Annotated in this window: 20 protein-coding genes and 1 tRNA gene; 11 read left to right on the top strand and 10 right to left on the bottom strand. The window is 43.1% G+C overall.

The annotated features are described in order from the left end of the window. Nucleotides 1-5: 5 nt before the first annotated feature. Entirely contained in the window at nt 6-1,433 is a 1,428-nt protein-coding gene (locus ACFSR5_RS09420) for a sulfatase-like hydrolase/transferase (RefSeq protein ID WP_380903023.1), read from the top strand. On the opposite strand, the gene ACFSR5_RS09415 is transcribed toward ACFSR5_RS09420, so the two are convergent. Next, nucleotides 1,430-2,656 carry a metallophosphoesterase gene (locus ACFSR5_RS09415; protein WP_380903021.1) on the bottom strand — a complete coding sequence of 409 codons (1,227 nt, stop codon included), beginning with the start codon at nt 2,654-2,656 and terminating at the stop codon, nt 1,430-1,432. The genes ACFSR5_RS09420 and ACFSR5_RS09415 overlap by 4 nt on opposite strands. A 201-nt stretch (nt 2,657-2,857) precedes the next feature. Here ACFSR5_RS09415 and ACFSR5_RS09410 point away from each other — a divergent pair, with 201 nt between their 5' ends. Then, nucleotides 2,858-3,571, top strand: coding sequence for a hypothetical protein (locus ACFSR5_RS09410; protein ID WP_380903019.1), 714 nt, complete (start codon nt 2,858-2,860; stop codon nt 3,569-3,571). Nucleotides 3,572-3,767: 196 nt separating this feature from the next. After that, nucleotides 3,768-4,511 (top strand): dienelactone hydrolase family protein, encoded by a 744-nt coding sequence (locus tag ACFSR5_RS09405; RefSeq protein WP_380903017.1) that lies wholly within the window; start codon nt 3,768-3,770, stop codon nt 4,509-4,511. A gap of 570 nt (nt 4,512-5,081) precedes the next feature. On the opposite strand, the gene ACFSR5_RS09400 is transcribed toward ACFSR5_RS09405, so the two are convergent. The 4 genes from ACFSR5_RS09400 to ACFSR5_RS09385 form a co-directional block, all read right to left on the bottom strand. Beyond that, nucleotides 5,082-5,954, bottom strand: a complete 873-nt coding sequence (locus tag ACFSR5_RS09400) for a hypothetical protein (RefSeq protein WP_380903015.1) — start codon at nt 5,952-5,954, stop codon at nt 5,082-5,084. Nucleotides 5,955-6,471: 517 nt separating this feature from the next. Then, nucleotides 6,472-6,906: a hypothetical protein gene (locus ACFSR5_RS09395; RefSeq protein ID WP_380903013.1), complete on the bottom strand. Its 435-nt coding sequence runs from the start codon at nt 6,904-6,906 to the stop codon at nt 6,472-6,474. Between the two features lie 162 nt (nt 6,907-7,068). After that, the gene (locus tag ACFSR5_RS09390) at nt 7,069-7,698 is read right to left on the bottom strand and encodes a response regulator (RefSeq protein ID WP_380903011.1); all 630 of its coding nucleotides are present in this window, start codon (nt 7,696-7,698) and stop codon (nt 7,069-7,071) included. Beyond that, nucleotides 7,695-9,644 carry an ATP-binding protein gene (locus tag ACFSR5_RS09385; protein WP_380903189.1) on the bottom strand — a complete coding sequence of 650 codons (1,950 nt, stop codon included), beginning with the start codon at nt 9,642-9,644 and terminating at the stop codon, nt 7,695-7,697. Before ACFSR5_RS09385 ends, ACFSR5_RS09390 begins: the two co-directional genes overlap by 4 nt. Nucleotides 9,645-11,130: 1,486 nt before the next feature. On the opposite strand from ACFSR5_RS09385, the gene ACFSR5_RS09380 reads away from it, so the two are divergent. Continuing rightward, nucleotides 11,131-11,508, top strand: coding sequence for a hypothetical protein (locus ACFSR5_RS09380; protein ID WP_380903009.1), 378 nt, complete (start codon nt 11,131-11,133; stop codon nt 11,506-11,508). 15 nt (nt 11,509-11,523) lie between these two features. Here ACFSR5_RS09380 and ACFSR5_RS09375 read toward each other — a convergent pair. Together ACFSR5_RS09375 and prmC are read right to left on the bottom strand one after the other, a co-directional pair. Further along, nucleotides 11,524-11,596: transfer RNA gene (locus ACFSR5_RS09375), tRNA-Lys, on the bottom strand. Between the two features lie 144 nt (nt 11,597-11,740). Further along, on the bottom strand, nt 11,741-12,598 hold the full coding sequence (gene prmC / locus ACFSR5_RS09370; protein WP_380903007.1) for a peptide chain release factor N(5)-glutamine methyltransferase: 858 nt from the start codon (nt 12,596-12,598) through the stop codon (nt 11,741-11,743). A 57-nt stretch (nt 12,599-12,655) separates the two neighbouring features. Between prmC and ribD the strand changes: the two genes are divergently transcribed. Next, nucleotides 12,656-13,711, top strand: a complete 1,056-nt coding sequence (gene ribD / locus ACFSR5_RS09365; protein WP_380903005.1) for a bifunctional diaminohydroxyphosphoribosylaminopyrimidine deaminase/5-amino-6-(5-phosphoribosylamino)uracil reductase RibD — start codon at nt 12,656-12,658, stop codon at nt 13,709-13,711. On the opposite strand, the gene ACFSR5_RS09360 is transcribed toward ribD, so the two are convergent. Beyond that, nucleotides 13,708-14,088, bottom strand: a complete 381-nt coding sequence (locus ACFSR5_RS09360) for a hypothetical protein (protein WP_380903003.1) — start codon at nt 14,086-14,088, stop codon at nt 13,708-13,710. The two genes, ribD and ACFSR5_RS09360, sit on opposite strands and share 4 nt — an antisense overlap. 123 nt (nt 14,089-14,211) lie before the next feature. Between ACFSR5_RS09360 and ACFSR5_RS09355 the strand changes: the two genes are divergently transcribed. The 5 genes from ACFSR5_RS09355 to ACFSR5_RS09335 all read left to right on the top strand — a co-directional run bounded on the left by ACFSR5_RS09355 (nt 14,212) and on the right by ACFSR5_RS09335 (nt 22,963). Then, on the top strand, nt 14,212-14,586 hold the full coding sequence (locus ACFSR5_RS09355; RefSeq protein WP_380903001.1) for a hypothetical protein: 375 nt from the start codon (nt 14,212-14,214) through the stop codon (nt 14,584-14,586). Between the two features lie 418 nt (nt 14,587-15,004). Further along, on the top strand, nt 15,005-18,241 hold the full coding sequence (locus ACFSR5_RS09350; RefSeq protein WP_380902999.1) for a SusC/RagA family TonB-linked outer membrane protein: 3,237 nt from the start codon (nt 15,005-15,007) through the stop codon (nt 18,239-18,241). 13 nt (nt 18,242-18,254) lie between these two features. After that, nucleotides 18,255-20,126: a RagB/SusD family nutrient uptake outer membrane protein gene (locus ACFSR5_RS09345; RefSeq protein ID WP_380902997.1), complete on the top strand. Its 1,872-nt coding sequence runs from the start codon at nt 18,255-18,257 to the stop codon at nt 20,124-20,126. A 163-nt stretch (nt 20,127-20,289) separates the two neighbouring features. Next, nucleotides 20,290-22,164 carry an Nramp family divalent metal transporter gene (locus ACFSR5_RS09340; RefSeq protein WP_380902995.1) on the top strand — a complete coding sequence of 625 codons (1,875 nt, stop codon included), beginning with the start codon at nt 20,290-20,292 and terminating at the stop codon, nt 22,162-22,164. A 10-nt stretch (nt 22,165-22,174) separates the two neighbouring features. Next, nucleotides 22,175-22,963, top strand: a complete 789-nt coding sequence (locus ACFSR5_RS09335; protein ID WP_380902993.1) for an SDR family oxidoreductase — start codon at nt 22,175-22,177, stop codon at nt 22,961-22,963. Nucleotides 22,964-23,019: 56 nt separating this feature from the next. Here ACFSR5_RS09335 and ACFSR5_RS09330 read toward each other — a convergent pair whose 3' ends face one another. Continuing rightward, a complete protein-coding gene (locus ACFSR5_RS09330; protein ID WP_380902991.1) occupies nt 23,020-23,895 on the bottom strand; it encodes a PPK2 family polyphosphate kinase in 876 nt (291 codons plus the stop codon). A 69-nt stretch (nt 23,896-23,964) separates the two neighbouring features. Between ACFSR5_RS09330 and ACFSR5_RS09325 the strand changes: the two genes are divergently transcribed. Continuing rightward, nucleotides 23,965-25,242, top strand: a complete 1,278-nt coding sequence (locus ACFSR5_RS09325) for a DUF2851 family protein (RefSeq protein ID WP_380902989.1) — start codon at nt 23,965-23,967, stop codon at nt 25,240-25,242. Here the strand turns inward: ACFSR5_RS09325 and ACFSR5_RS09320 are convergent. Beyond that, nucleotides 25,239-25,892, bottom strand: a complete 654-nt coding sequence (locus tag ACFSR5_RS09320; RefSeq protein ID WP_380902987.1) for an ankyrin repeat domain-containing protein — start codon at nt 25,890-25,892, stop codon at nt 25,239-25,241. The genes ACFSR5_RS09325 and ACFSR5_RS09320 overlap by 4 nt on opposite strands. Nucleotides 25,893-26,287 lie beyond the last annotated feature (395 nt).

The following is a 26,287-nucleotide window of genomic DNA, read 5'->3' as shown; positions in this document are numbered from 1 at the left end:
CGCTAATGAACAAAAAAGGATTAATTCGAACAAGGATAAACATTCTACGAAACATATGCCTCATTTATTTTTTATTTAATGCTGTCTCTGTTGTTCAGTCGCAAGAATATACAAAGCCAAATATCATCCTCATATTAGCAGACGACTTAGGGCTAGGTGATATCGGTTGTTACTTTGGTCGATATAAAACGCCCAATATCGATAAGATTGCTGAACAAGGTCGTCGTTTTACACAGTATTACAGTGCATCTCCGATATGCTCGCCCTCTCGCGTCGGTATATTGGCTGGACAGATACCCGCTAAACTTCATTTTACGACATTCTTGAATACCCGAGAAGATAATCGGCGAAAGGAGCAGGTTGACTACTTGGATCCAAGTGTCCCAACTGTTGCTAAGCTTTTGAAAGCAGGAGGATATGCGACAGCGCACTTTGGCAAATGGCATATGGGTGGAGGGCGCGACGTACAAAATGCACCAAATTTTGATCGATATGGATTTGACGAATGGGCCAGTACCTACGAAAGCCCCGATCCAGATCCGGCTCTAACAGCTACGAACTGGATTTGGAGCGATCAGGATTCGGTTAAGCGATGGAACCGTACGGCATACCTTGTCGACAAAACCTTGTCGTTTTTAAAAAGGCATAACGGTCAACCGTGCTACATCAACCTGTGGACAGATGATGTGCATACGCCTTGGATCGTAAGCGACGAATACGTCGGACATCGTATGGAAAAGCCTCAGTCGGAAAGAAATTTTGAAGTCGTACTAGCCGAATTTGATCGGCAGTTGGGTCGGCTGTTAGCGGGACTTGTTGAGATGGGGGTGGATCAAAATACGGTGCTTATATTTACGAGTGATAACGGTCCATTGCCGAATTTCCGACAAGATCGGTCCGCAGGATTACGAGGAAGCAAGTTGTCGCTTTATGAAGGTGGAATCCGCATGCCATTTATCATCCGCTGGCCAGAAAAAATCAGGAAAAATAGCGTAGACAGCCTGTCAGTCGTTTCTGCATTGGATTTGTTGCCTACCCTCGTTGCTTTGGCTGGTGTGGAGGTCCAGGGAAATATGGAAATCTTTGATGGAGAAGACAGAAGTGCGGTATGGCTTGGCAAGCCTTCTTCGCGAAAGAAGCCATTGTACTGGGAATATGGTCGTAACAGCACCTATTTTAATACGCCGAAACCGCCCAACAGGAGCCCTGCGCTCGCATATCGGAAAGGGAACTGGAAGTTTCTGATGAATATTGATGGAAGTCAACAGGAACTTTATGATTTGGAATGTGATCCTAAGGAACAGCATAATCTGTCGATGAAACACCCCAAAAAAATCAGACGATTTCGAGATCGCCTGATGGATTGGTGGGCGGACTTACCACCTTTTGATGAGGATATAGCTAATCGTCTAGACCCAGACCCGGATAGCTAGGAGTTGGCTTGCATTGACACTTGCGGTTGAGGTACAACTTGCAGTCCTTGTCGACGTAATGTCAACACGGTGATTTCCGGCCATACGCCAACCCGCCCTTTTAAGCCGTGGTAGCCGAAACCTCGGTTCACATAGAGATACTTATCGCTTTTCATGTATAATCCGGCCCACTGTTTATAAAAATATTGTATCGGACTCCATTTGAAGCCAAAAAGTTCGACACCAAACTGCAGACCATGCGTATGTCCGGCCAAGGTTAGATGGATATGCTGATGGTGATCAAGTGTTACCTCGTCCCAATGCGATGGGTCATGTGACATGAGAATTTTAAATGCGTCGTCCGGCACCTGTTTGGTAGCTTTCTGCAGATCCCCATATTGGTGAAATCCACCTTTGCCCCAGTTCTCTACACCGATTAAGGAGATCTGCTGTCCTTGTTTATGAATTGTGACAGCTTGGTTGAGCAGTAGTTGAAATCCCATATTCCGATGCATTTCCTTCAATTGTCGCAAGTTAGCCGCCTGCGCGGATGGGTTTTCCCAACGCGTGTAATCGCCATAATCATGATTGCCGAGTACAGCATACTTGCCATAAGGCGCTGTTAGTTTGGTGAAATCTTCTATCCACGGATCCATCTCGGAAGCCATATTGTTTACCAAATCGCCTGTGAATAACAGCAGGTCACTTCGTTGTGCATTGGCTAAATCGATACCTTTTTTGACACCTGTCCTATTGGTCAGACTTCCGGAATGGATATCGGACAATTGAGTTATCGTGAACCCATCAAATGCCGACGGAAGATCCGAGAAGTAGAGTGTTTCTCTTCTGATTTTATAAAAATGGCGTCCATGCGTAAGGCCAAAAATTATGATAACGAAGATGATCATAGCTAAAAACAAACTAACCTCGCTGATGGCCATATTTCGATCAGGAAACCCTCGGAGTAAGCGCGTCACATCTTCGGCCACCAAAACAGATGAAGCGAACAATTTGGGAACAAACAAAAGTAAAAAAGCAGTAAGCGCCCTTGGTATCCACATTTGGATAGTCTTGCCCGTTTTTCGCATCCAAACCAATGCCAGTATAAAAAGAAGTACACATAGATCCAGCCCCCAATAAAGGAGGGAGGCGAAAGAACTTTTGTAAAGCGTTGCAATAGCTTGATAGAAATATAAATCGCCTAATAAAAATAGTATAGGGATGAACAGTAGTTTTTTTGTCATGTGCCAATTGTTCGTATTCTATCAGGAAGACGGATATGAACGTTATTTACTTTAAATTCAAATGCATTATTGTTGCATTTGTTGTGTATTGTGCTTATGTTTGCAACAGTGTTGCCTTTGTAAGGTCGTGATGATAGTAAAACACGTTTCGGGGGAACACACGTATACAAATCAACTTATTATTTTATGTCGTTTAAATTTATGATGAACAGAAAACAAAGACAAATTGCCTTAGCCTTTATTTTGATCGGACTTGGGATGGGAAACTTCACTTCATGTACGAAAGATGAGACGGTGGAGCCTGCAAAAACAGGTATTGCCAAGGCAGAGCTTATCTTAACGGAGATTTCAGGCCAGGCAGTAGAAGCACATGGAGATCATTTTCACGGACTGGATGCTGGGGTTGAAGGAGATCAGATCGTGATCAAATTTGATGAAACAGGCAAGGAGACCGAGAACGGTCATCTGCACATCGAGGCAGATGCCGTCTTCAAATTGGAGCTAAAGGCCTGGGATTACGAAAACAACGAAATTCAAGATGAATTCATTTCAACTAAAGCCACTGCTGATCAATACAAAGCATTTTTAGTTGGTGGTGACCTAAAGCTGAATGCGAATTCGGAGAGCCAAAGTGGAGCTGTTTTTCAGCCACGTGAGCAAACGTATGGCGACGGGACTGTCGTGGATGGGAAATATGAAACCACAGGTATTTTAAGCTACTTTACCGTCGGACATGATAATGAGGGAGCGACGAAAAAAATGACCTATGTGCTACGGAAACTGGATGCGGGCGTTAAGCCGAAAATAGAACGTGTCGATTGGAACCGCACCGATTACACAACAGCTTTCAGCGGCGAAAACGTGCTTGAACTTACGTTCGAAATCCATGCCGAAGAAGGACATGCGCATGAGTAACACTTTCTATATGTTCGAATAATGATCTAAATTTTTACCGATCATTTCTGTTTGATGAAGACACCTGTTGCCACGGGTGTCTTCCTTGACCTCCGGTTGTGCCTCCTATTCTTAAACCCGATTGGGACTTTTTTATTCTATTGACCAAACAATACGGATAAACACGTGTTTTCTTCCAAAAAAGAAAGGAAAACATATGCGTAAACTATGGCTAATGAGCACCATGCTCGTGGTGATAACCACGACTTTTGCTCAGGGTTTGAAACCTATCGCCTATGCGGACGGCACACAAGAACTCATTGGATATGTCACTGCCAATGCGGGTCGACAGCTTCCAGGTGTACTGATTCTTCCTGCGTGGAAAGGAATCGATGACGAAGCGAAACATGCAGCTATTGCGTTACAAAAAGAAGGATATATCGCTTTCATTGCCGATATATACGGCACAGGAAATATTCCGGCCGATAATACGGGGGCAGCTAAGATCGCCGGGCATTATAAAAACGACTACCGAGCGTATCAGCAACGAATCACATGCGCTTTAGATGCGTTGAAGAAATCGGGAGCAGTAGCTGATAGAATCGCTGTCATTGGATATTGTTTTGGGGGGACCGGTGCGTTGGAAGCTGCCCGAGCGAATTTGCCTGTGCAGGGGGTCGTGTCGATTCACGGTGGTCTCAATAAAGACAGCAATCGGCCGAATGGAAAAATTAAACCAAAAGTTTTGATTGAGAACCCGGCGGAAGATAAAGGCGTGACTCCAGCGATTCTAGATGCGTTGATCAAGGAATTGAACGATGGCGATGCAGATTGGCAGCTTATTACCTATGCGCACTGTGGCCACACGTTTACCAATCCATTGTCTGCCGAATACAATGAGCGCATGGCAAAACGAGCTTGGCGGCATACCCTTTTATTTTTAGAAGAATTGTTGAAATAACAGCAAAAGGGAGCGAACATAAAGACGGATTACTCTCCCTTTTTAATCATTTTTTAATCGTTCGTTTACTGTTTTTTAATGATAACTATCTAACTTTGATGTAGTTAATAGATGGTATGATGGATGCACGTATAATAACTACTGTAAATTCAGAACATTACACCCTTCGGGCGACTGATGAAAAGACAACTGATTTTGATTATTTGCGTAAACGTTCTTTCGAATTGTTGAGCAAATTTCGTAAGGTTTGGAATGAAGCCGATTACCAAGAGTGGTGCGCCATCCAGCGCATGTTACATAGGCAGCGTTAGCCTGATTTCGGAACGGGCGGGCATTTTCAATTCTTATTCTCTTGTTTGACCTAAATAGCACTCGACTAAATCCAAGGGATATGGTGTATCCCTGTCGTCTGCAAACTACTTCATTGTGTTATGCTATTTCGTATATTTATTCCTGAAGAACTCTTAGCAACAGATTTGCTATTGACAGGAGCTAACGTATAAAGAAGGGTTTTCAAACGGGGAGAATGAAAACCTTTAGCTAATTTTTTATGTTATATACGGATTCTTTTTAGTTGAGCTCGAAGAGCTGAGAAAAATATGCTCCATTCCAACGATATTTTTCCTTCCTCTTTTTGATGGTGTACTCCGATGCATCTGCTTTATCGTCTTCGACTTCACCCTCTTCAATAAGCTTGTAGATCAAATCGTTTTCTTGGAGATGTTCGGTTGGGAACAAGATCGTTTCCGTGTGATAAAAGATACCGGCATCGCCAACATCGTATCGACTTGGCATGGATATAAATGCTTTTCCGTTCCATCCAAGATAATAGTAGTTGGAGGGGATACCACAGGCTTCGCCTAAGAAAGCGATACGGAAAATTTGCTGTAGACCCGTTAATCCCATCGACGGAAGTAGCTTACTCTCGGTAAACGACTGACCAGAATAGTCCACACGGAGAGATTCTTTCGATAAGAGCTGTCCGCGAGCATCTAGCAACTTAACGGTGCATAAATAGTATGCCTGCTGGTCGTCCTGGCTCTCCTGATAGCGGTCGAACCCATAAAGAAAGGTGTGACCGCTTGTGTTCTTGTGATGTCCAAGCGCTAAGAGCCCTTGCCAGATAAAGGCTTCTTTCTCCAGACCGTCTTTTATATAACGTATGTGGTGCCAAGGTGCATTAAAGCCCTTAATTGTATTGCCATTAAGCGCCTCGCTCATGAGGTGTACCGTTGTTCCTACCGGAATGGAATCAACAACCAGCCCTGCTAATCCGGGATAATTTCTTACATAAGCGTTGTCCGCGAAAACAATCGTGCTATCCGCCTTAGATAGATTCCAGAGCGTATAGACATCCGAAAGGGTATATGCTGCTGGATTCTCTTGCGCGTGGAGCAAAAATGGACAAAATATGTAAATGATGATTGTTCTAATAAATTTCATATCATTGAACGTGGGAGGCTTTAATAATCCCTGTACAAAAGTACATCTTACAACATTTTTTACTGTCCCTGAAAGTAGGGATTTTTGGTCGCATTTTTGGTCGAAAAAAAATAGTGATCAGAACGCAAAAAAAAGGTTTTCAAACGGGGAGAATGAAAACCTTTAGCTAACCAATTATAAACCTAAATTATGATAGTACAAATATAGTGTGTTTTTTACACTAAGCAAAATTTTTTTGATTTTTTCTGATGTACCGTTGATTGTGGGATGTCGCATACGTTGTGTCGGTGTCGTAGAATCCGAGGCCAAAAGTTTTTGTCCTCCAATCGCGTGAAGGAGAAACTGTGCCCAAACCAAATAAAAGGTAGGTGAGGGGAGGTGTTGAATAGCCGTTTGTACATGCAGGATGATTTTTTTGTGCGGAGGGTGTCGTATGCTCCTCAGAAAATTCCGTAACATGTTTTGCTATACGCTGCCCCTTTACAAGGTTTTGGACTTGTTGAGCAATACTGTTATGCTACTGTTTGGCACCTTCAAATCCGTATGCAATGTCTGTATTTGCTGTTTCTTTGGTCAGCACTTTCAGCCTCTTATTCGCTATTTCATACATAAAATAGCCCTGCGGGTCGTCTCCGTGCACACCTTCGCCTTCAATTCCGCTTGTCGATACCTGAATGGTTTTTGCGGTTACCTGCGAGTAAGCTTCGCCACTTTTGGCGGTTATCTTTACCTGGTTATTGCTGACCTTTGATACGGTTATTATAGCATTATGGTGTGTACTTCCTGCTCCGGTATTTATTTCCAAAGTCCCCTTAAAAGTGCCTGTGGCTACATCGATGCCGGTATCATTTGGACCGCCGTCATCATCTTTGCTGCAACCGATAAAAAATGCTGAAGTAAAAAATACGATTAATACATTCAGGATACTGATTTTGAATTTTGCTGTTTTCATCTTATTTACTATTAATTTGTCCGTGTATAAACATTAAGCCATTTCTTCGCAGATAGCTGCCAGATGACTTAAGATAACAGTACAAATTTATTGTGTATTATAAGCGTGCACAATACAGATAATTAGCCTTTTTTACCCTCCTAATGTTAGGAGGTAAAGCGTTTAGAGCAGATTTTCCCTGGACAACATGGCCAGCAGTTCGACTGTATTTCTGACCTGAAATTTCTGCAGCAGGTTCTTACGGTAAGTGTCGATAGTAAATTTACTGAGATGGAGAATATCCGATATTTCGGCCGTGGTCTTTCCTTTGGACAGATAGTTCAGCAGTTCTCTTTCCCGCCTGGTCAGGGCTGGAAACTGTTGTGGATTGGCAATGGAACGCAGCAATAAGGAGTTGGCCTCCGGACTGAGCACAATTTCCCCCTTCATGACCTTTTGTATGGCGTCCAGCACCTCCGTAGCTCCCGCATTTTTTAGGATAAAGCCCGAAGCGCCTTGCTGCAACAGATCGACAATCGTACTTTTTTCAAGCGTGCTGCTCATGCCCAGCACGAATACACCCGGAAATTTGGTTTTGACCTCCCTGCATACATCGATCCCGCGGCAATCGCTTAGGAATATATCCACCAGGAGCAGGTCGATGCTTTCGCGCGCCATGAAATCGTTCAATAACGCAACAGTCGGAAATCCGTGGACGCTGACACCGGCCAGATTTCCTTTGATGATCTGCTGTAGCCCTTCCAGCACCATGGGATGATCATCCAATATGGCTATAACACACCGTTTTTTCATATATTAAGTTCTATATTTATGGAAGTTCCCATTCCCGGTGCACTCTCGATCGACAACTTTCCTTTTAGAAAGCTCACGCGGTTCCGGATATTCTGTAGTCCTATTCCTGTAGCGGTTATCTGCTTACCAACGTCAAAGCCACGACCGTCGTCGTCAACGGTAATAAGAAATGTTTCGTTTTCCCGGATGAACTGTACGAGGATATTTTTTGACGATCCATGTTTGATGGCATTGGTAAGGAGCTCCTGCACGATCCGGTAAATATGGATGGCCTTATGCATCAGAAGTCCACGGCTGCCCCCGGACGATTGAAATTCTATTTTCACGCCAGTATTCGCCAGATGCGCACATAGGTCCTGTACAGCTATCTCAAGACCATTCTTCAATAAGCTTTCCGGCACCATGCCCCTTGCAGTTCTTCGGAGTTCATCGATAGCAACCCCGAGCTGCAATTCTGCTTCCTGCACAATAAGGCGCTTATCGCGGGAAGGATCGGAAAGTTTCATCTTTATGCCGCTCAGCGTACCTCCGATACCGTCGTGCAGGTCCCGGGCAATCCTGACCCGCTCACGGTCTTCTCCTTCCAACAGCGCCTGCGACACCTTTAGCGCCTGATCCCGTTGCGCTTCCGCCAGACGGTTTTTTGATTTTTTTTTGTTTGCCTTTAGTAAATAGGAAAGAAATACCATTCCCATAAGGAATAGAGCGGCTCCGACCCCCAGTACCAGATTGAGCAAGAACTGGTTTCGGCTTGTCAATGCGGCTTCACGCTTTTCATTTTCAAGGGTTACAATACGCTTTTCTTTTTCCGATGCCTGGTACCTGGTTTCCAGTTCCTGGATTTCAACCTGCATTTCTTTTGACTTTAAACTATCGGACAGGTCAAAAGATCGCTTTTGAAATTCATAGGCCAGCCTATGATCTCCGATCTCCGCAGATAAACTGGCGACATCTATTGCCTGCTCCAGGGCCGAGGTGCTATAATCGTCCTGTATGCTCATGGTATATAATTTCAGGGCAACATCACGCGCCGTTACAAGATCTTTCCTGTAAATAGCCAGATCAAACCGTGCGTTATAGACATCGTAATAATTGGTGCGGATGGGAAATTTTTCCAATTCCCGTTCGGCCAATTCGAGCATTTTTTTTGCTTCTTCCAGCTGCTTTGTCTTGACATAGTAACGTGCCATATAAGCGTAATACCGGCATCGAAAAACGTTCGATGAGCCTAATTGGTCCAGATTTGCCTTGGCCTTATCCAGAAAATCTTTCATCCTTGGGAGCTGATCCATCTTGTACATCAGAAATGCTCCTGTGATATATGGGGTGACCTTGCTTTCCAGCGGGAAATTATGTGCTTCTAATACGCTGATCGTTTTTATTACGTAGTATTCCGCCTTTTCATAATCGCCGAGATCGCTGAACGTTGCGGTAATATTTTGTAGCGTTCCGGCCAGCGCTTTAAAGTCTTTCAGTTCTTCGAATTTTGGTAGGTTGTCGATCAACAGTTCGGCTGCTTTGCGTGGGCGGCCGCTTACGTGGTAGTTGGAAGCCAGATTGTTTTTTGCATACGCAACCAGTCGTATTTCCTCTATGGATCTTGGTTTTTTCAGTGCAGCAAGCACCTGGCTATTGTAATATATGGCACTGTCTGTATGGAGCGTGATGGTATGTAAGTAGCCCATAATCTGATGTCCCAGCGCCTTATAATATGGCGGAACAGATGTGTTTTCTGCTAGTTGGAGTGATCTATAGCCGTTCTGGAATGCGGAGATGCTATCACCCCGGATAAAATATGCCTTCGCCAATTTATTGAATTGGGATATCTTTGCCGTGTCGGTTGTCGAAATTTCAAGTTCATGCTTTAAACTGTCAATGGTATTCCTGGCCTGACCATACATCGTAGATACGGTAACGGATATCAATAATAGCTGGAAAATCGTCATCACATTGAAGTACGGTTTAATTAAATTGAGCCTTGATCGTATAATCGAAATTAGAAAATAAGATGTGATGTTACAATACAGATGTTTGGTATAATTTACTCTCCTAATATTCGGAGGGTACATGCGGTTAACAGGCAAAAATCAGTTGAAGACGGAGAAAGAAAAAGCGAACGATTTAACACCCGAAAGAGTTGTACAAATCTTGAAAAAGAAAGGAACAGAGGTTGACATAGAGGAAGCAAAACCATCTTGGAGTTCGTCAAGAAGATAGCTGACATGGCAGTTAACCAGTATCTAAAGAGGAAAACTTTAACCCAATGAACAAGGAAAACTGTTGTCATGAGAAAGGCAGATTTATACATACGTGTATCGACAGACGAGCAAGCGGACAAGGGATATTCGCAACGTGACCAATAAGACCGATTAAGAAAATATTGTGAGATAAAAGTATTCCGGTAAGAGATGTTTACATGGAAGACCATTCGGCAAAATCTTCAAACGTCGAAAGTAGCAGAAATATTTATCCAACCTACGCAAAACAAAGAACAACAAAGCGAGGTCAATAATATTATTTACCAAATGGGATAGTTCAGTAGAAACGGGCGGCAATCACGGTTTGATCTCCCCGCTGCCGAAATACAGCATTTGTCCGGTGATATCACGGCTACCCTGCATGACGATATTTTCTCTTGATTTTGCCATTTTTCTGCTTTTTAGAGGTTATAAACTATGTTTTCTGTCGGTCAGCGGTCGCCCTGTATGCTGCATGGACAGATCAAAATTGCTTCGTAAGATCCGAAAAAACAAGGGTGCGGTGGTTGTGCGAAAGGATTCGAACGAATCCGGTGATTTTCGAAAAAATACGGAAGATGATGCGGTGCGATTGTAACGGAAGGCGCCGTCTTGGCGCTGTTTTTTTTTGCGCTGTTTTTTTTGGTGCTTGGAAGGCAGCGGATTGATCCGGAAAGTTGAGGAAGCGGCAGGTAGACGTCGTGTGGTTAACAACTGCTTGTCCTGAAAAAAAGACTGTTTTTCTTGTGTCAGTCTTGTGCTTTTCTTGTGTTTTTCTTGTTCTTAGACAGGGTTTAGACAGTGCTTAGACAGTATTGTTCTTGTGTTGAAGTTGTTTCCTCCTTGTGTTGCGCTTGTGTTCTGCGCGTTTTGCTATTTTGGGTTTTTCGGATCACGTTTTTGATACGCTTTAATGGCGTTGGGCACTTCTTACCTGAAAAAATCCGCATTGCGGATTCATAATTAACAATGAATTATCGATTTTTTTGGAAAGATAGTCTGCAATTGCCTTTCCTGCTAAATTAGAAAATTGAGCGTTCTCGGTAGGGTCTGAAATGGCAATTGGGGGTTCGGAAAACCTATCAGAATTAAATGGTCTTCTTTGCATGTAATAACTATAATGGAATAACATGCCTATAGTTCTGAACAACTTCTGTGGAGAGGGAGAGTAAATATTATAAGTGAGATTGATGCGTTGAACAAACGCTATCAAAATGCGCTATTGAAAAATACCGGTGGGGAAATGGCAGACGATGATTTCCAAGAAGTAAAGAAATTGACCAAAGGCAAAATCGAAAAATTGGAGAGAGAATTGAATGATTTGGCTGTGGTAGGAAGTGAGATAAAAGACTTGGTAGCATCTACCTTGAAAAAGGTCGCAGACATTGATAGACGCTATGAAAACGGCGATATTGAGGAAAAAAGGATTATAGTGAGTTCGATGTTCCCCGATTTTTTGGAATTTGACGGAACACAACATCGAACTCCGAGACTAAATTCTGCGATTGCTCTTATCTATCAGAATAACAGTAAGTTACAAGGTAAAAAAATGGGACAAATCTATCGTTTTTAGATTTGTCCCAAGACGTGATCCCGCTGGGATTCGAACCCAGGACCCATACATTAAAAGTGTATTGCTCTACCAGCTGAGCTACGGAATCTTACTTCTTTATTTTTCGAAGTTGCCTTCGTTGTTTGAAGTGTTGCAAAGGTATAAAAATTGTTTACTTATGCCAAATATGAGCGGGTTATTTTTTGCTTATTTGTTTTAAATTGCTGTTTTCCAGTAAAAAAAAATATCAATTTTATAAGGATGCGCGGATCATGCGATCTGCTCCATGCATGTCTGATTGTAGTTTTACGGTTCGGTAGCCTTTTTTGAAAAGCATATCCACCGTCTCTTGACCAAGATATTGATTGATCTCGAAATACAGAGTTCCATGCGGAGCGAGATGCTTTTTGCCGAAGTCTGCAATGGTGTCGTAAAAGAGCAGTGGAGCATGCTCTTCGACAAAAAGAGCAGTATGAGGTTCATGCAAAAGTACATTTTGATGCATCATTTCCTGTTCCTTAGGGGTAATATAGGGAGGGTTACTAACAATGATGTCGAAATGTTCGTTACTCGCGAACACATATTCCCATTCGAGAATGTCCGCTACGAGAAAGCGAATAGAAACGTCCATATTATTAGCGTTCTTTTGGGCCACATGAATCGCTTCAGCAGAAATATCCATGGCGCTGATGTCAGCGGAAGGCAATCCTTTCTTTAGCGCTGTAGCAATACATCCGGATCCGGTGCCTATGTCGAGGATTGAACGCGGGGGGGCGTCCGAATAATCGCGGAGTATCCAGGCTACCAGTTCTTCCGTTTCAGGTCTGGGAATAAGAGTATGTTTATTGACAATAAGACGGAGTCCGTAAAACTCGGCTTCGCCTAAAATATATTGTATAGGATGTCCAGCTCGGAGTTGCGCTAAGACATGACGAAAACATTCTTCTTGCTCCGAAGGCACCGTATCTAACTTCACTAACGCGAGTTCTACACTTTTTTTTTGCGTAATTGCTTCATATGCGAGGAGAAAAAGTTGTTTCACCTCCTCAGGAGGATAAAGCTCAGAAAGTACGGTCTGATAAGTTTCTGTCAACGTCTTGTAAGTTTCCATATGACAAACTTACGAAAGCCTGAAAAACTTTCTCGTAATTAATATTAAGTTTGCACAATGCGACAAGACGAAAAATATATGCGCCGATGCTTGGATCTAGCGATTTTAGGGGCCAGTACGGTAAGCCCTAACCCGATGGTCGGCGCTGTAATCGTTCATAATGGCACCATCCTTGGTGAGGGGTATACGTCTCCTTACGGCGGGCCACATGCTGAAGTTAATGCCGTAACAAATGCCGTGGCAAGTTTTGGGGAAGAAGCGGCCAAGCGCCTTTTCAAAAATGCAACCATATATGTCAGTTTGGAGCCTTGTGCGCATTATGGCAAGACACCTCCGTGCGCAGAAATGTTGATCGCTCTTCAATTTAAAGAGGTCGTTATCGGTTGCTTGGATCCTTTTGCAAAAGTCAATGGTTTAGGTTGGCAGAAATTGAAAGACGCGGGTATTGATACCCGGATCGGTGTATTGGAAGGTGAATGTAAATTCGTGAATAGACGCTTTTTTACACGGATTAAAGAACAGCGTCCTTACGTCATACTTAAATGGGCGCAAACAGCGGATGGCTATTTCGGTGCTGCCGATAATACGCAACAATGGATCAGTAATAAAGCGAGTACACAACTGGTGCACAAGTGGCGTGGTGAGGAGGATGCCATATTAGTCGGTACAGCAACCGCACTTATCGACAATCCGGCACTAACGACCCGTTTGTGGACAGGCAAAAACCCAAAGCGGATACTCATCGATAAAGCATTGGCAGTACCGGATACGGCGGCTCTCTTGAACGACGATGCGGAAACTATTGTGTTCAATGCATTAAAGACCGATTGGCAAAGCCATAAAAAATTAATCGCCTTGGAAAACTTCGATCTGTACTTGATACAAAATATCCTCTACCAGCTTTACTTGATGGACGTACAATCCCTGCTTGTTGAGGGTGGTGCCAACACGATACAACAATTTCTTGACGCGAACGTTTGGGACGAAGCACGGGTTTTTGAGTCGGAGAAGACGTGGGGAGACGGAAAGACAGCTCCACGGATCCAACATCCTGCGCAACAAAACATACGCGTGGGTTCAGATCAACTGTATACGTATTTTAACAATGGCTAGTGAACCTTTGGGCTATCCAAAAGGTCGCACACGTAGCCTAGGACCTCTTGCTCTGTATGTCCATCTTCCAGCATAGAAAATGTGAGGTATGCTGCGTAGATTTCGGCACTGAAAACGACATGTTTGTCGGCGATAATATTGTCAATAACTTCTTCGTGGACATCTATGCCGATGTGATGCAATTCATTATGTAGATTGGTGGATATGCTACAATGGTCTTCTCCCGAAGCAAAAGCCGCGATGATATGTAAAATAAATTTATCGACAATTTCTGCATCAATCTTGCTAGCTCTCTCCCCATAGCTGTTCAGATCAATTCTTGTTTTAGCACTATTGACTATCTTATCCCAAATAAGGTATTCTGTTTTCGTGTGCATAATAGTAGAAGTTTATAATCAATATTAAAGTTACAAAAAATGGAACAATTTTAAAAGAGCGTTATCTCATTTTAACAAAACCAGATACTTGATCGTGCGTTCTATAGGTAAAAAGGAGGACATATGTTACCAGAAAAAATAGATGAAGACGACTTGAATAACGACCATACTCCAGGCGATCTTTCGTTTGATGAGGAAAATAGATCGTTTGAATTTGATGTGGATGATGACGATCCCGATTATGAGCATCCTGCCGATTACCCGACTGTAAGTGAAGGGGCAACCGACGATGATTCTACGTATGATGAAGCTAACCCTTTTGTGGGCGACGAATATGCGGAGCAAGACGAACTGAAGGCCGAAGATCTAGAAAATGCACATATGCATATAACGGACGAAAAGAATCTTAAAGTTTCTGGTTACGATGAACGACTTTCTGAAAGCATGGAAGACTATCGAGATGATTTAGATGCAGAAGGTTACCCGAAGAAAAAATAAATAGCTCATTTTCAGGTTTGTATAAAGAAGAGAAGCGCATGTTTCTCTTCTTTTTGTTTTAATTACTATTTTAGTATATCAACTATAAGCTACTATATAATCAACTGTAAACATCACATTGTATGAACCATTGTTTTATTTTATTTCTGACAACTAGAGGCCTGACCTAAGGACAAGCTTCTTTTTCTATCGTGTACATCGTCATCCATAGTAATATCATTCGGATGGGGGATTTCTATGCCTTTTTTTCGGATACCGGAGGGTACATGTAAAATGATGCGAATGCGTGTACTTAATTTTTTATCTGCGTTTGAACTCCGAAAAGTGGAACAGCAGAGGTATGGCTCGCGTAACGACAATCTCTATGTAGACAAAATTGTAAACATGCAATAATTATCTAATCATTAAACTCACACTTATGCTAATCAATCGAAAGTACAAACAAGGACTGCGGAAGTTTTTGTGGGTAGGAAGTACGGTTTTGGCTTGTTGTAATCATGCCATGTCGGGTAGCTACAGTAAGGCGGCGATTCCGGACTCCTACGTGCTAAAACCTTTTTCGCAAGAAAAAATTACGGTAAAAGGTGTCGTTAAAAACCAAGAAACCGGAGATGGAATTGCGGGTGTCACTGTATCCGTCGTTGGCACAAGCTTAGCAACAACGACCGATGCCACCGGCAACTACCAACTGGAAGGTGTGCCAAGCAATGGACAGTTGCAATTTGCAATGGTCGGGATGCAATCGGTAACCGAGCAGGTAGCAGGGCGGACAAATATTGGCATTTCCCTGACAGAAACTAATGCAAATATTGACGAAGTGGTCGTCGTTGGTTACGGCACCCAAAAGCGGGAAAATGTTACCGGATCGGTTGTTGCGGTGAAAGGGACAGAGCTACAAAAGTCGCCAGCGCTCAATGTTTCCAACTCTATTGCAGGTCGTGTGCCTGGGGTTATAGCAACGAATGGTAGTGCGGAACCGGGTTACGATGGGTCGACCATTAAGATACGTGGAACAAATTCGCTCGGCGATACCGGTCCGTTGATTGTGATCGATGGTATACCGGCGCGGCAAGGCGGTTTCGAGCGGTTGAATCCGGCGGATATCGAAAATATTTCGGTATTGAAAGATGCATCTGCTGCTATTTATGGTGCTCGTGCGGCAAACGGAGTCATTTTAGTAACAACCAAACGAGGAAAAACGGGTAAGCCGCAATTGTCGTATAATTACAATTATGGTGTTTCGCAACCTACTGTCATTCCAAAATTGGCTGATGCCGTGCAGTATGCGGATATGCGTAACGAGCTTGAGATCTATAAATTGGGAACCGATGAGTGGGCTGCCGCTTTAGAAGCGTTTAATACCACGGGCAGCTACTTAAAAAAAGATGGTACCACGCTAGCAGCTCCATTTACACCAGAAGATAAAGAACTTTTTGCAAACGGTAACGATCCTTGGGGACATCCCAATACCGATTGGTATGACGCTACGTTAAAAAGCTGGTCGCCGCAACAAAAACATAATGTGCAGATCGATGGTGGAACGGAGGATATGCGTTATTTATTGTCTATCGGATACCAAGATCAAGACGGTTACTATAAAAAATCTGCAACAGGTTACAGTCAGTATGATTTCCGTATTAACCTAGATGCAAACATAAACCCTTATGTAAAAACACAATTCGGAGTCTTAGGACGGCAGGAGAATCGCAATTTTCCGACAAAAAGTGCAGGAACCATTTTTAGGATGCTGATGCGGGGAAATCCGACAATGCCAGCCTTTTGGCCCAATGGTATGCCTGGCCCAGATATCGAGTACGGAGAAAATCCCGTGGTTATAACTACGGATCAAACGGGTTACGACCGAGATAAGCGTTATTACCTGCAAACCAATGGACAGGTTGATATTACGAACCCGTGGATAGAGGGCCTCAAGTTATCTTTAACGGCGTCGGTGGATAAGTATATTAAGAAAACAAAACGGTGGGAAATTCCATGGTATCTCTATACGTGGCAAAATAATGCTTATGAGGCAGATGGAGTGACACCTAAATTGACGAAGGGAATCCGGGGGCCAGCCGACCCAAGATTGACCCAAGGAGATGAAGATCAGTTAAATGTTTTATTGGGTGGAGTGCTGAGCTACGATAAATCCTTTGGAGATCACACGCTCAATTTATTGGCCGGTGTCAACAGAGAAACGATACGAAACGACAATTTTAGTGCGTTTAGACGGTATTTTATTTCGACGAATAACGACTATCTGTTTGCCGGAGGCGATAAAGAGAAAGATGCCAATGGCAGTGCGTGGGAGCGTGCCCGTCTGAATTATTTTGGGCGTGTAGGTTATAATTTCAAAAACAAGTATATGGCGGAATTTCTGTGGCGCTACGACGGGTCTTATATGTTTCCAGAAAATTCCAGATATGGTTTTTTCCCGGGGGTAATGCTCGGTTATATGGTTTCTGAAGAAGATTATTGGAAAGATAATGTGCCGTTTATCAACTATTTCAAGATTCGTGGTTCGTATGGACAGATGGGAAATGATAACATTTACTACGATGGAGCGTTGCAAGAATATCAATATTTTTCCACGTATGGGTACGGAACGTATATCATTAATAACGATGTTGTAAAATCTTTGTACGAAACGCGTGTGCCTAATAATTTCGTAACGTGGGAGGTTGCCAATAATTATAACATCGGATTTGACTTTCAGTTTTTTAGTGGAAAGATGAACGCAGAAATCGATCTATTTAAGAATAGTCGAGAAAGTATTTTATGGCGTAGGAATGCATCGGTACCCCAAAGTACAGGAATGACGTTGCCTGCCGAAAATATCGGTAAAGTGGACAACTCGGGTTGGGAGTTTAATGTTGGGTGGCAAGACAAAATCGGTGAAGTAGGATATCGTGTATCCGTGAACGGTGGCTACGCCAAAAACAAGATCGTTTTTTGGGATGAGGCTCCTGGTGCTCCGGAATGGCAACAGAGCACGGGCAGGGCAATTAATGCGGGACTTTACTATATCTATGATGGTGTATTTAAGGATCAGGCGGCCATTGATGCAGAGCCCTTGGATTATTCGGCCATAAAGGGTGATCTCCGTCCAGGCGATATGCGGTACTTAGATTATAATAAGGATGGAAAGATCACGTCAGATGACCGTGTACGTCGCAATAAAAACACAGACCCAACATTTCAAGGTGGAATAAACTTAGGGTTAACGTACAAGAACTTCGACCTGAGTATCCTCTTCCAAGGTGCCACGGGTGGCGAACTGCGTGTGGGTACTGATGAATCCGGCGCGATCGGAAACTACCTTTTGGATTTTTATGAAAACCGTTGGACAGTGGATAACCCAAGTGACAAGTATCCTCGTATTACGGACCGGAGCGATCAATATTATTCTAATAACAACACCTATTGGCTACGGAGTACAAACTATATTCGTTTGAAGAACGTGGAGCTAGGATACAACTTGCCACAGGACATTTTGGACAAAATAAAGATGAATAATGTGCGCATTTATTTAAGTGGATTGAATTTATTGACCTGGAGCAAGGTTAAAGTATATGACCCAGAGTCGACCAATCAGCTGGGGCAATACTACCCGCAGGCTAGATTGGTAAACGCAGGGGTTATGGTTTCCTTTTAACAGAATTGAACGTATGAAAAATTTAAAATATACAGTATACGCCTTGGTAGCAGGCTTTGGCATGGTATCCTGTAACGACGACTTTGTGAGTACAAAACCGTTGCACGAAGTGCCTAAAGAAGAAGCGTGGCAGGATGTGGCTCTTGCACAGTCCTTTGTTTTCGAAATTTATAACGGCTTTGGTGTTGGTGGATTCTATGAACAACAAATGGCTTCGCTGACCGATGAAGCCCTGTTTACACACCCGAATAGGGGAATTAATACGGTAACGGAATCGCGTACCAATGATGCTGATCCAGGTTACGTGATGGATACTTATTCGTATGGTAACATGTATACACGTATCCGCGCGACTAATATCGCTATATCGAATCTGCGTAATCCGCAGTTTGAAGATACGAAAAAGGCTGGTGAACTGCTTGGAGAAGCTTATTTTTTACGGGCCTACTACTACCAACAACTTTTGCGTACTTACGGAGGAGTGCCCTTGATCGACTTTGTTTATAATCTGGAAGATACCGATTATACTCACGAACGTAATACGTATGCCGAGTGTGTAGATTTTATCGTTGATGATTGTGATTCGGCGGCACTTTTGTTGGATGGTGTGGCAAAGGTAGACGGGCGGGCAAACAAGGTGGCGGCGTTGGCGTTGAAAGCGCGCGTATTAACATACGCAGCCAGTGACCTATATGATGGTCCGACCGCGAAAGCGAAGTCGCCAACCATCGCTGGGTATGAAAATCCGGAATACATTGGGTATGTTTCGGGAAATCGTGCTGAGCGATGGCAAAAGGCCAAAGCTGCGAGTAAACAAGTGTTGGATCATACAGAATACCGATATAAACTTGACTTGACCGATTCCGTAAGCGCCGCCGCCGGAAGAGCAAACTATATGGCTATAGCAATGGCTGGTGGAAGCAAAATGGTCGATGCCAACGGAAAAATGGATTTGATTTTAGGACGTTTTTTTATCGATCTGAAGGACGAACGTGGCGGCTGGGTAGGTCGGGACAACGGACCCAATGGTTATCACAACTGGTCGGGCAACACACCACTCCAATTGTTGGTCGATGATTATGAAATGAGAAACGGGAGCCGGTTCGACTGGAGTAATCCTGTACACAAGGCTGCTCCTTATGAAAATAGGGATCCACGTTTTTACGCCACCATTTTACACGATGGGTCAGACTGGAAACCAAGAACTGATGATGTGAAAGATCAGGACCCGGTTAATCAAATACAGACTGGACAGTACGAGATTATCGACAAAGATGGAAAAAAAGTGGTGAATCATGGTCTAGACACACGTAATGGTCCTGTTGAAGACTGGAATGGGTCGTATACCGGCTACTATTATCGAAAGTTTGTCGACTCTGACCCGGCTATTATTGATCAAAATACGCGTCAAAGTATTCCATGGCCTTTACTCCGGTATACAGAAGCAGTATTGAATTATGTAGAAGCTTGTATTGAATTGGGCGAGGAAATGGAGGCTAAGACCTGGTTAAACCGTATTCGGTTTCGCGCTGGTATGCCTGCCATTAACGATTCGGGCGAAGCATTGAGACAACGGTACCGCAACGAGCGGCGAATCGAACTGGCGTATGAGGAACATCGGTATTTCGACACTAGACGTTGGATGATTGCTTCCGAAACCCTGGGACGTAAAGCAACGCTGATCCGGGTTGAAGGTAAACTGAAGGCGGGAAAACAGGTCAAACGGTACAGCTACAGCACGCAGAATTACGACTATACCTACACGGTCGGTACATTGAATCCCGGGATTGAAAATCGTTCGTGGAACGATAAGATGTATTTCACGGTGATACATCGGGATGAAATTAACCGGAATACCAAACTGAAACAAAATCCAGGCTACTAATCGTAAAAAGCGAGATTCCATCTCGCTTTTTTTTGTTTTTTACCAAAAGAGTATCTTAAGTCTGTTGGACAATTCCTTAATATCTGATGGCGTTTTGATGACGTAAAAATTAAATAGCAAGTAATTTTCAAACATTATGTAGAAGATTAGTAATTTAACCCCCATGAAAGATCACCATCCCCATAAGTCGTTGGATGACGTGCACGAAAGTGTACCCATACATGGGGGAAAGTCAAAGTTTAAACGTGTCATTAGCTTTTTTGGCCCCGCATATTTGATCAGTGTGGGTTATATGGATCCGGGCAATTGGGCAACGGATTTGGCAGGCGGAAGCCAATTTGGTTATGCGCTTTTGTGGGTGCTGTTGATGAGTAATGTGATGGCGCTGTTGTTACAAAGCCTTTGCACACGTTTAGGAATCGTACGTGGCAAAGATCTCGCACAATGTAATCGAGAGATCTATCCGAAACGCATGAATTTTGTGCTCTATGTACTGGCTGAACTGGCTATCGCGGCGTGTGATCTCGCAGAGGTTTTAGGAATGGCAATCGGATTGAACTTACTGTTTGGTATCGATATTCTGTGGGGCGTGTTGATCAGCTTTGCCGATACATTTTTGCTTTTGTATTTGCAGAGGTTAGGCATGAGAAAACTGGAACTGTTTATCGTCGGGCTGATTTCGTTGATCGGCATGTGTTTTTTGGCAGAGATGTTTTTTGCACAACCTGAACTAGAAGAGGTGGTTACAGGCTTTGTGCCGTCACTGCCAAATAGTGCGGCCTTATATATCGCAATTGGGATCATTGGTGCTACGGTGATGCCGCATAATTTGTATCTGCACTCTGCATTGGTACAGACGCGTAAGATTGACCGCGATGAACATGGTATACGAAAGGCACTGAAGTACAATTTTTTTGATAGTGCAATAGCGCTCAATATCGCCTTTTTTGTTAACGCGGCGATCTTGATATTAGCGGCCTCGGTTTTTCATAAAAATGGAATGCATAATGTGGCTGAACTTCAAGATGCTTACCACTTATTGGGGACAACTTTAGGCACAGAATGGGCTCCAAAACTGTTTGCTATTGCATTGATCCTGGCAGGTCAAAGTTCGACGATCACGGGGACACTTGCCGGACAAATTGTGATGGAAGGTTATCTTCAGCTCCGTATCAGTCCGCTCTTACGCCGGATGCTTACACGGCTTTTGGCGATTGTACCTGCTGTGATCGTTATTATTGTATTTGGCGATGAGAAAGTGGGCCAAATGTTGATCTTTTCGCAGGTATTGCTCAGTATGCAACTTGCTTTTGCAGTGATACCGTTGATTCACTTTGTCAGTGACAAGGAGAAAATGGGGGCTTTTGTCATCGGTGCAAAAATTAAATTTTTTAGTTGGCTTATTGCGGTCGTTATTGCGTTTCTAAATTTTCAGTTGGTGTATGAAGAGGTAACAGACTGGCTATCCGAAATTGACAACGTGGGTCTTCAAGCATGCATTGTTGCGGGCGCGTTAGGTTTGTTCGTACTACTAATTATGACGATTGTTTATCCGTGGATATTAAAACGGAAACCATCACGGTCGGATATTCATATCTCGTTTGATGACCTGGAATTTAAACAGGCCTCATCCTTTCGCACGATCTTATTGGCGCTGGATTTCTCCAAGTCAGACGAGAAGGTCATCAGTCAAGTGCTGCAATATAATCCAGCTATTTCTAGGCTCATTCTTATACATATCGTCGAAAGTGCGAGTGTAAAATACACCGGAGGGCAAAGCGACGATTACGAAACACGGAAAGACCTCGCTCGGGTGGAACAATATGCCAAATTCCTGAAAGAGAAAGGATATGATGTATTATTCGAATTGGGTTACAATAATCGGATTAAAGCGATTCGTACCATGTGCGGAAAATATAGCGCCGATTTGCTTATTGTGGGTAGTCATGGGCATAACGGATTAAAAGATATTGTATTCGGTGAAACAGTTAATAAATTAAGACATGCGGTTAAAATTCCTGTTTTGATTGCACAATAAACAAAGCGACATGAATATTTCATTAATTGGAAAGACGGCCCTTGTGGGCGGGAGCAGTTCGGGGATCGGTAAGGCTATTGCACATGAACTGGCAGCAAACGGGGCAACGGTTATTTTAATGGCCCGAAATGAGGAGAAGCTTCGTCAGAGCTGCGATGAACTTGCGACTTCAAATGGACAGCAGCATCGTTTTATTGTAACTGATTTTAACAGGTATAACGATCATAAAAGAAAGCTGGCAGATCTTTTTGCGCAGACGAGCATCGATATATTGGTAAATAATACGAATGGGCCTATGGCTGGAGGGGTGTTTGCAAAAGGAGAAGCAGACTTTCAGCAGGCTTTCGAATTGTTGTTTCAGAATGCGGTTTACACCACGCAATTGGCTATTCCTGCGATGCAAAAACGGGGATTTGGTCGCGTCATTAACGTTTCGTCCATGACGGTAAAGGAACCTAGCGAAACGCTCGTGTTATCTAATACAATGCGAACGGCGCTGGTGAGTTGGAGTAAATCGTTGGCTTCCGAGGTCGCACCTTTCGGTATTACGGTGAATTCTATTTTGACAGGATTTTTTGATACGGATCGGTTAAATAGTCTGATGAAGCTTCAGGCAGAAGCTAGAGGCGTCTCCCTGAAGGAAGTCAGGGAAGAGCGGATATCGATGATACCGATACAGCGATTGGGGGATCCTGCTGAGTATGGATATCTGGCATCGTTCCTGGCCTCGGAGTCTGCTGCCTTTTTGACGGGAACGGTCATTCCATTGGATGGTGGCGCGAGCGTTGGTTTGTTTTAGGACCAGATGGAGCAGCTTATGTTCGAATTGCTATCGAACATAAGCAAAGCTTATTCTTAGTCTTTTTCTAACTCGCGTTTGTAATGATTAAGTTGTTCTTGGACCTCTTCTGGTAATGTCGGATATTGTATGTCGGTGTATTGGACTAATACATCCCATAGAATCTGCGCTACTAGATAGCGGGAAACTTCTTTGTTATCTGCCGGGATGATATACCAAGGTGCGTTGGCTTTGGAAGTTTCTTGTATCGCCTCTTGATAACAATCCATATACCTATCCCAAAGTTTACGTTCGGCTAAATCTCCGGGAGAAAATTTCCAATTATGATCACCCTTTTCTAGACGGCGGAGCAATCTGTTTTTTTGTTCTTCTTTGCTCAGATGTAAATAGAACTTGAAGACGATCATATTGTTATCCGTAAGGTGTCGTTCAAAGTTGATAATCTGTTGGAAGCGCTGTGTCCAGAAATTTTCGGGAACGTCGTCAACGGAGTCAATCCCTGGGATATGTTCGTTGAGTAGGTATGCTGGATGTACGCGTGTTACCAGTACATTTTCGTAGTGTGTTCGATTAAACACACCAAATTTTCCTTTAGGGGGTAGGTTCACGTAATGCCGCCATAAATAGTCGTGTTGAAGCTCGAGCGATGTCGGCGTTTTGAAACTTTTTACTTCTACTCCCCGCGCATTGAATTCCTCAAATAGCTCGCGAATTAAACTGTCTTTTCCAGCGGTATCCATTCCCTGAAAACAAATGAGTACATTGTACTTGTTGTGGGCATACATCACATCTTGAAGTTTTGCCAATTTTTTTCGAAGTTTCTTCAACTCTATTTTTGCGAACTCGGGTGTAATATCGGCGGATATATCGGTCGGAATTTTGTCCAACTGGATGTGCTTCGATGCTATAAATTTTTTAACGAACTTACTCATAATCTATTTTAAGTATTTATGGAATATTTATTATTTTAAAATTAAAATTATGTTTTGTATATTTAATATATGGTTGCAGAAGAAATTCTTCAATTCGTCTGGCAATTTAGGCTTTTTAACCAATTAAATCTTTATAGCACAGATGATGAGAAAATAAGAATTGTACACGTGGGCTATCGAAATAACAACGCAGGACCAGATTTTTTGTTTTGTGAAATTGAGATTGGATTTACGCGTTGGTATGGTCACGTAGAAATTCACGTGGACGGAAATGATTGGAAAAGACATCGGCACGACAGAGACGCGCGCTATAATAATGTTGTGTTGCATGTTGTGTACCTGAATCCGACGTCTATTTATCGCCAAGACGGAACCCGGATCCCGAGCTTATCTCTGAACAATCTGATTGACGAAAATTTTTTAGAACGATATCGTAGAGTTCAAAATAATCGGGATTGGATTCCGTGCGAGAAGCAGCTGTCTAGCTTATCGGAGGTACTGAAAGCAGGAGTTTTGCAACGTATGGGGGTTACAAGACTGGAAAATAGATATCGACAGCTGCAGCGTATGTATGTTGTTGAACATGGAAATTGGGAGCGAATTTTATTTTTGCGTTTGATCCGGAGCTTTGGGATGAAAGTTAATGCCGACGCATTTGAAGAATTAGGGAAGGTCTTGGATTTTTCCTTGTTATATAAGTATCGTCATGATCCGATAAAACTAGAAGCTATCGTATTCGGTCAAGCTGGTTTTTTATCCTGTTCTGCTCCTGAGGGTCATATGAAAATGCTTTTCACAGCGTATAGTTACTTGCGGAAAATCCATCAACTTTCAGAAATTTCGGTTCTTTCCTGGAAATTTCTGCGTATGCGGCCGTTTAATTTTCCGACATTTCGTTTGGCACAATTAGCGATGCTCGTGCAACAAGATCAGTTGTTTGAAAGGCTATTGGCGGCTTCGGATGTATTCGCATTTATGTCTTCCTTGGCAACTATACGAACTAGTGCGTTTTGGGAGACGCACTTTACCTTCCACAAAAAAACGACACGGCATCGAACGAAGCTTTCGAGCCGTTTTATGGAACGTCTCGTATTGAACAGCTTCATTCCTGTTCTTTTTGCATATGGCAAAATAACGGGTCTAGAGCGGTTTAAACAACGAGCACTCGATTGGCTTGAGTGTTTGCAACCGGAAGAAAATTCAGTCGTCAGGCAGTTTAGGAGACTAAACGTGGTGCCTGTCCACGCGCTCGATTCGCAGGGATTACTCGAATTGAAAGAAAATTATTGTGATGCAAAAAAATGTTTGCAATGTGCCCTTGGAGGAGCATTCTTACTTCGGGGTTAACTAGTGCGTAAAATTTCGGCAATTTCGCGAAAGCCTTTTTCCAGCGCTAGGTCGGAGGCGGTCAGACCTTGGTCTGTTTTCAAAGCGATATTGGCTCCATTTTCCAATAATAAAATGATCATGTCTATGTTACCTTGTTGGGCAGCGATATGCAATGGGGTGATCTGTGCGTTTTGAACAACATTTACTTCCGCTCCAGCTTCCACGAGCATTTTACTGATTTGATCGTATCTACCAGTAACAGCAGTATGCAGGGGGTAAACATGGTATCCATTTTGTGAACATACGTTGGGATCAGCCCTTTTGGCGAGCAAAGTCCGGACAACGGATTCTTGCCCGAAATGGGTAGCTATTCCCAACGGTGTGAAACCATGCGTCGATAGTTCGTCGATTACATCGGGCTTCTGTTTTACCATCATCTCGACTTGGGGGTCGAGTCCGATAGCACATGCCTCATGTATGGTTATCGTCGTCAGATGGTTTAGAATGGTTTTTACTACTTGATCTTTGTGATAATAACAGGCCAATAACAACGGCGAAATGTCATGGCTGGTTTTTTCTCGAAGTAACTCAGGCTGCGTGCGAAGCAGGACTTCCAAGTCGTGGTGGTTTCCAGTCTCTATATATTCTTCTAACGTATGTAAGCTCATGTATATGATGTGTTGACGCTTACGAATTAAATAAAAAAATACCAAAATATCCCGAAATGTGAATAATATTTAAACTGTGTATAACAATCTGTTCATGAACGGCAGCCAATCCCAGCACATGCTTTGTTACGATCACGGATATATTTTGGGATTCAGTTGTTGCGAAATGTGTATCCAAACGAGGTGATTATCGATGGATTTGTAAATTATACTTCTGTTTTTGAGAATTTTGCTATACGTTGTAGCAGATGCTCTACAAGCATTAAAAAACAATCGCCAAAGGTTTGTGAATCATATACTATGAAGTACTTTTGTAATGCCCTCCCCAAGGGCATGTTTTTCATAGGTAGATGTAGGGTCGAATAGTTATATTCGACCCTTTTTTTGTAGTTTTG

Origin of the sequence: Sphingobacterium suaedae (assembly GCF_042684625.1) — a bacterium.
Lineage (GTDB): Bacteria > Bacteroidota > Bacteroidia > Sphingobacteriales > Sphingobacteriaceae > Sphingobacterium > Sphingobacterium suaedae.
The sequence above is the reverse complement of the archived record's forward strand: the minus strand, read 5'-3'. Positions and strand labels throughout refer to the sequence as shown.